This window comes from uncultured Pelagimonas sp. (genome assembly GCF_947498515.1).
Taxonomy (GTDB): Bacteria; Pseudomonadota; Alphaproteobacteria; order Rhodobacterales; family Rhodobacteraceae; genus Pelagimonas.
On the sequence record NZ_CANMKO010000027.1, the window covers coordinates 1 to 4,271 of the forward strand.

Annotated in this window: 2 protein-coding genes and 1 pseudogene; 2 read left to right on the plus strand and 1 reads right to left on the minus strand. The window is 53.6% G+C overall.

The window, feature by feature from the left end; translation table 11 throughout:
• Positions 1-169: 169 nt before the first annotated feature.
• Positions 170-529 carry a hypothetical protein gene (locus Q1A43_RS22325; RefSeq protein WP_299939046.1) on the minus strand — a complete coding sequence of 120 codons (360 nt, stop codon included), beginning with the start codon at positions 527-529 and terminating at the stop codon, positions 170-172.
• A gap of 158 nt (positions 530-687) precedes the next feature.
• On the opposite strand from Q1A43_RS22325, the pseudogene Q1A43_RS22330 reads away from it, so the two are divergent.
• Positions 688-1,885 (plus strand): annotated as a pseudogene (locus Q1A43_RS22330) (IS3 family transposase).
• A gap of 806 nt (positions 1,886-2,691) precedes the next feature.
• Positions 2,692-4,271, plus strand: a 1,580-nt coding sequence (locus tag Q1A43_RS22335) for an Ig-like domain-containing protein (RefSeq protein ID WP_299939047.1), incomplete at its 3' end; no start/stop codon positions are given.

The following is a 4,271-nucleotide window of genomic DNA, read 5'->3' on the forward strand; positions in this document are numbered from 1 at the left end:
AGGGCTGGTTGCCGCCAGCATTGTCGCCAATTCGCTGAATAACTAAGTAGCAATTGCATGTGGGGTAGCTTTGTCAGCGTCCCAGGTCACAACAACTGAATCAATGAGTTGATGGAGTTCTTCGCTTGCACGGCCAGAGACGCTTTCGTCCGAAAGGGTGGCCACCAGATCATCGACATGCGCCCCGGTAGAGCGCAGGCAGGTCTTGGGGCAAGGTGATCGGCTTTGGGGCTGCGGCGTCCCGGTTGGCGCGCGCTTGGGTTAGGTCTACGTCTAGCATGTTGAGCTGTGCGACAATCGGGGCAGAATAGTCTCCGTCCTCAACTGCCTTCAACAGGTTTGCGAGCCGGGTCTCCAGCTGACGCACAGCCTGACTATGGAGCCGGAGCAAATCAGTATGCTCCTTCTCGACCACGTTCTTGCGCGCCAGAAACTTCTCCCGAAACTCGGTATAGGCCTTGTCCTGTGCTAGGCCGATCAGGCAAGACAGGATCGAGAACGCAGCATCTTGTTCTTTTAGACCGCGCATGCCGGTGCAGACGGATGCGCCTTTCTATTTGGCGTTGGCGCAGTAGCAACCGCCGCGGTTAGCCGCTTCCCGCGATGGTCAGGTTGGGGCTGACCTGCGCCCCGAAAGGTCCCTCAGTTTGATGTAGAGTTTGCTCAACCTTTCGAAGGAGCAAACGAATGCGCAAGAGCCGATTTAGCGAGGCCCAGATTATTGGGATGATCAAAGAACAAGAAGCTGGGATGCCGACTGCGGATGTGTGTCGCAAGCACAGCCTAAGCCAAGGGTGTTCTACAAGTTCAAATCGCAGTATGGCGGCATGGAAGTGTCAGATGCGGCGAAGCTGCGGGCAATGACCGACGAGAAGGCCAAATTGGAACGCCTGCTGGCCGACACGATGCTGGATAACGTCGTCTTGAAGGATTTGCTGGGAAAGAACTAACAACATCAAACGAGCGGCGAGCGGCAGCGCTCAGTGCAATGCGGGATCATGACATCTCTCAACGTCGGGCGTGCAGGCTTGTTGGTGTCGATCCTAAGACCGTCCGGCGCGACAAACCGCCGGATATTCCTGAAGTTCGCAAAGAGATGAAGGCGATTGCCAATAAACGCCGCCGGTTTGGTTATCGGTGAATTGGTGTGATGCTGGAACGCAGAGGCATGATCATGAACCACAAGAAGCTGTATCGCCTGTACACAGAAGAAAAGCTGGGCGTCACGCGACGCCGAGGGAGAAAACGGGCGCGTGGATCGCGCACGCCAATGCCCGTTGCGCTGCGGCCGGGCGAACGTTGGTCCTTGGACTTCCTGGCTGACACGTTTGGGGCGTCGCGCAAGTTCTGTATTTTGGCAGTGAATGATGATTGCTATCGTGAGAACCTGTGCCTCATGGCCGACACCAGCATCTCTGGCGCGCGCGTCGCCCGTGAGTTGGATGCCCATGTTCGGATCTACGGCAAGCCCGCCAGCATTGTCAGCGATAATGGGACCGAGTTTACCAGTCGCACGATCCTGAAGTGGGCGAATGAGAATGACGTCGAGTGGCACTACATCGATCCGGGAAAGCCGCAGCAGAACGCCTTCATTAAATCATTCAATGGTAGCTTGCGAGACGAACTGCTGAACGAAGAATGGTTCGACAGCCTAGACGACGCCCGCCGCAAGCTGGCCCTTTGGCGATACGATTACAATAACGTCAGACCGCATTCATCGCTGGCGAACCAAACACCCGCAGAAGCGCGCCGAGCGCTTGAGCAATTTCAGGGCTCCGCGCCCGACCACTGCCAGACAGTTGTTTGTGAAACAAACAACGAGAGGGCGCTTGCCCAAACTGACGACGAAGAATATGAAATCCAAACCCGCAGACTCTCATTATGAATGAGGGAGCCTCGGGCGGCAGGTCAGTGGTTTTCTAATCTTCATATGGTAGCATGTGAACTTCAAAACTTGTGTGTGAGTTGCCTCAAAGCTCCAAAATTTGCGTTAATTTTCAAGTTGAGAAAGTGTTTTAAAATAGACTTCCACGCGACGTTGAACCCTGTCCAACACTTCGCTTTCAAACCATCCCACGCGGTTTTGGACCAGTTCTACTGGCAAAAAGAGTTAGCCGGCCGCTTCCAAAGACATCCGAGCGAGACCTTGCGCTATGCCGACAGTTGATCACTGCATAGCGTAACGACTTCAATCGCCACGGTCCGCAATCAGGCCTCGCAGCTCTGACATCAGCGGAATGTGTTAACCGGTTGAAGAGGTCCAAAACATGTACAGAACAAACACAAATTAGCGGACGCAATAGGGCGCTCTTCAGTACCCCACCCCCAGAAACCATATTGAGAAAAGCAAAACTGTTTGTACTGAAATTGGGGCTAGACGCCTTTGCAGGGCAAACCGCGCACATCGTCACCACAAGCGCCTGCCGACTGAGATTTACAAACTGGTTTTGCGCACACATGCGGCAAATTGGATATCACCCACAAATAAAATTGACATAAGTTTGAGATTTGCTTCAGATTGTAAACATTGGATTGGTGTGTATGTGAGGTTGCGTTAGTTATAAGATTTTTTCCGTGAATTGGATTAGGCAAAATTTTGTTGCCGGATTTGTTCAATTAAAAATTCTTCAGACTTTCCGGGACTTTGAGCTCAGCTCGCAGGCAGCCACAGTTTAGCTGGGGGTGGAAATTATGGTTAATTTTATTGGAACAGGCGCTGGGGAAGCTCTTTCCGGGACATCTGGCCGCGACAGGATTAATGGCAAAGGCGGAGATGACACGCTGTCTGGTCTTGGCGGAAATGACAAAATTCGGGGCGGATCGGGCGACAACGTGATCGACGGCGGGTCGGGCCACGACCGGCTTACTGCTGGCGATGGCAACAACACGATTTTAGGTGGATCAGGCCATGATGTTATTGGGGTTGGCGATGGCAATAACCTGATTGACGGCGGTTCAGGCCACGATCAGATTTTTGCTGGCGACGGTGATAACACGATCTCTGGCGGATCGGGAAATGACTTTATCTGGGTTGATGACGGTGACAATTCAATCGATGGCGGATTAGGCAGAGACGTCATTCGGGCTGATCGCGGCGATGATACAGTCCAAGGCGGCGCAGGAAGTGATTTTGTCAGCTTAGGACGTGGAGACGATACAGCAGTCTACAATATGTCCGTTAATAGCGGCGCGTCGGACAAGTATTTGGGTGGTTGGGGGCAAGATACCCTCATTTTAGAGTTCACAGACGCAGAATGGGCGCAGGCCGATGTCCAAGCCGACATTGCCGCGTTTTATGACTTTTTGAATGATGGGGGAGAGACCCAAGGTTGGTGTTACGGCCATTGGTTCTCATCTGATCGGTTCTCCTTTACGGCTTTTAACCTCAATGTTTATTCCTTCGAAACGCTTCGAGTTTTCGTTGATGGAGTAGAAGTTACACCCGGGAACAATCCGGTCATTGCGAGCGACGATCTCATCGGCGTTCAAGAGGACATGTCTGTTTCCGGCAATGTTCTTGACAATGATACTGCGCTGGACGGCATCCAGAATGTTGTGTTGATTGATGATGCTGATCGCGGAAGTCTGACCTTGGACTCGGACGGTAGTTTCACCTTCTCAACCGATGATGCCTTCGATGATCTCGCCGAGGGAGAGGTCGCGACCGAAACCTTTGTCTACGAAATCACAGATACCGATGGTGAAACGGATCAAGCGACGGTCACGGTTACGGTTACGGGTACAAATGATGGTCCGACGCTTGCGGTAGGATCAGTGGCAGCAGCAGAAGACGGGGCGGCGGTAAGCGTGGACCTTTCAGCGCTTGGCGCAGATGTGGATAGCGACGACGACGGCAGCACACTGAGCTATGAGATCACGGGCCTTGTGGCCGAAGGCATGGCAAGCATCGTCGGCAGCGATCTTAGCTTTGACCCCGGCTCAGATTTTCAAGACCTCGCAGCGGGTGAGACCCGCGATGTAGTGATCCAAGTCAGAGCCACCGACGCCCATGGCGCAATGGCGGTGAACGATGTCACGGTTACGGTTACGGGTACAAATGATGGTCCGACGCTGGCGGTAGGATCATTGGCAGCAGCAGAAGACGGTGCGGCGGTAAGCGTGGACCTTTCAGCGCTTGGCGCAGATGTGGACAGCGACGACGACGGCAGCACACTGAGCTATGAGATCACGGGCCTTGTGGCCGAAGGCACGGCAAGCATCGTCGGCAGCGATCTTAGCTTTGACCCCGGCTCAGATTTTCAGGACCTCGC

What these genes read in the sequence shown, in the direction of transcription:
- Q1A43_RS22325 (WP_299939046.1), bottom strand. Translation starts at nt 529, where the DNA reads ATGCGCGGTCTAAAAGAACAAGATGCTGCGTTCTCGATCCTGTCTTGC.